The sequence below is a fragment of the Methyloglobulus sp. genome, assembly GCF_040079455.1.
Taxonomy (GTDB): Bacteria; Pseudomonadota; Gammaproteobacteria; order Methylococcales; family Methylomonadaceae; genus Methyloglobulus.
In genome coordinates, this window is record NZ_JBEBKJ010000163.1 from 1 (window position 1) to 1973 (window position 1973).

General features: G+C 46.5%; 3 protein-coding genes. All 3 read left to right on the forward strand.

Annotated features, from left to right (window positions below):
- Nucleotides 1-128: 128 nt before the first annotated feature.
- The 3 genes from ABL924_RS18300 to ABL924_RS18310 all read left to right on the forward strand — a co-directional run bounded on the left by ABL924_RS18300 (nucleotide 129) and on the right by ABL924_RS18310 (nucleotide 1854).
- Nucleotides 129-1055, forward strand: a complete 927-nt coding sequence (locus ABL924_RS18300; RefSeq protein ID WP_349028530.1) for an FAD:protein FMN transferase — start codon at nucleotides 129-131, stop codon at nucleotides 1053-1055.
- An 82-nt stretch (nucleotides 1056-1137) separates the two neighbouring features.
- Nucleotides 1138-1542, forward strand: a complete 405-nt coding sequence (locus ABL924_RS18305) for a hypothetical protein (protein ID WP_349028531.1) — start codon at nucleotides 1138-1140, stop codon at nucleotides 1540-1542.
- A 177-nt stretch (nucleotides 1543-1719) separates the two neighbouring features.
- Nucleotides 1720-1854 (forward strand): hypothetical protein, encoded by a 135-nt coding sequence (locus ABL924_RS18310; RefSeq protein ID WP_349028532.1) that lies wholly within the window; start codon nucleotides 1720-1722, stop codon nucleotides 1852-1854.
- Nucleotides 1855-1973: the final 119 nt, after the last annotated feature.

Here is a 1973-nt window from a genome sequence, read left to right on the forward strand (position 1 = left end):
AGGGCTAGGGTGAGGGATATAATTGCTTGATTTTATTACCCTCATTCCGGCCTTCTCCCAGAGGGAGAAGGAGTTTTTTGAATTTTTAGAGATTCCCTACAATTTATTTTTGATAAGATACCGGATGTATGAAATTGAAATACTATCGCAGAGAATTCAAAGCGATGGGAACGCCATGCGATATTCAATTGTTTGCGCGTTCTCAGGCAATCGCAAGTCAAGCAGCGGATATGGCTATTGCGGATGTGCAACGCTTGGAAGCGCTCTATTCAAGATATAGGGAAACCAGTTTTTTATCGGAGATTAATCGAGTAGCAGCCGTTGGTGGCAGTCTTGACGTAGATGAAGAAACCGCTTGTTTGCTCGATTATGCGGTGACCTGTTATGAACAGAGCGATGGCCTGTTTGATATTACCTCTGGGTTGTTACGCAAAGCCTGGAAATTCGATCAAGGCAAGTTGCCGGAGCAAGCGTTCATTGATGAATTGTTAGAAAAAGTTGGTTGGCATAAGGTGATATGGAAACGACCTGTACTGACATTTTCCGTGCCGGGCATGGAAATTGATTTTGGCGGTGTGGTGAAAGAATATGCCGTGGATCGTGCAGCCGCCTTATGTTACACGCAGGGGATAAAGCATGGCGTTGTCAATCTGGGTGGCGACATTAAAGTGATTGGGCCTCGTGATGATAGCAGTCCCTGGCGTGTAGGTATACGACATCCGCGTAGCAGGGACGTTTTGCTAGATACGTTATTGTTGTATGAAGGCGCTCTAGCTAGCAGTGGCGATTATGAACGCTGCATACTGGTCAATGGTGTTCGCTACGGTCATGTGCTAAATCCAAAAACAGGCTGGCCGGTGCGGCATCTTGCTGCGGTTAGCGTAGTCGGCGATTTTTGTGTGGTGGCGGGTAGCGCATCAACGATTGCCATGCTCAAGGAGGGTGAGGGGGCTGGCTGGTTGCAAGAGCTGGGGTTGCCGCATCTTTGGGTTGATGTACAGGGCGTATCAGGTGGTTCGATAGCGACAAGGTCTAAGGTGCAAACGGTTCGATAGGGTGGTTGGAGTGAGTCTTGGATGCGAGAAATACTCAGGAATTCCGACGATTTATTAGTTACGTTATTGTGAGATTAAAGTGATGAAAAGAAAACAAGTAGTAATTAATTTTATAGGATCATGCGGTTTGCTATTGGTATGTTTGCTCAGTAGCTTCCACGTACTGGCAGTTACTAACGATCCTTTACAACAATTAGTTAAAGCGAAACCAGCGGCAAAGGCTTTGAAGTTTTCTTCAACCTTCGAAGGGCGTGGCGATGGTGTAACGACTTGCCCAGTAACAGGGGAAAAGGTAACCAACAAAAGTCTTAAGGCAGAGTATTTTGGTCGTACCGTTTATTTTTGTTGCGAAGGCTGTTTAAAAAGCGCTCAGCACACACCAGATAGGTTTGTTAAGCCAACGATGGTAGAACAACAACAAGCTGTAAAAGCTTATGTTGCCAAGGTTCCACAAGCACCGTCTGGGGAAGAGTTTTGTAATGAGTAATTGGCGGCATTGCCAAGCATTCACACTTGATAGTGCCGCTATTTTTGCGAAAGATTTTTCCGGGCTCCTGCTCGAAAAATCAGCAAAAAACTACGCGGCAACCAATGCCTGCGGCTGCCCCAGCCGTCCTGCTACACGCGTTTTATGCCCAACAAGGGGCATAAAACTGGTTGCGCAATGACTCGACGCGATGTCGGAATGCTTTGCAATTCCACTCCGCAAACCGCGCTGCGTGGAATTGCCCAGCCCTATCGCTTCTGGGGACTAAAAATCTTCACTCCGCTCACGCTACGTTTCCAAGATTTTCAGTGAATGAAAGCAATTTGTTCAATGGTGATCTTGCCCCAATCTAGCGGACACTCGGCTAAGAGAGTAATCTCTAAAACCGAGGTAAACAATGAAAACAAAAAAAGAAGAAGCCAGAAAAACGG

Coding starts and splice junctions, on each gene's coding strand:
- ABL924_RS18300 (WP_349028530.1), top strand. CDS start 129: ATGAAATTGAAATACTATCGCAGAGAATTCAAAGCGATGGGAACGCCA.
- ABL924_RS18305 (WP_349028531.1), top strand. CDS start 1,138: ATGAAAAGAAAACAAGTAGTAATTAATTTTATAGGATCATGCGGTTTG.
- ABL924_RS18310 (WP_349028532.1), top strand. CDS start 1,720: ATGACTCGACGCGATGTCGGAATGCTTTGCAATTCCACTCCGCAAACC.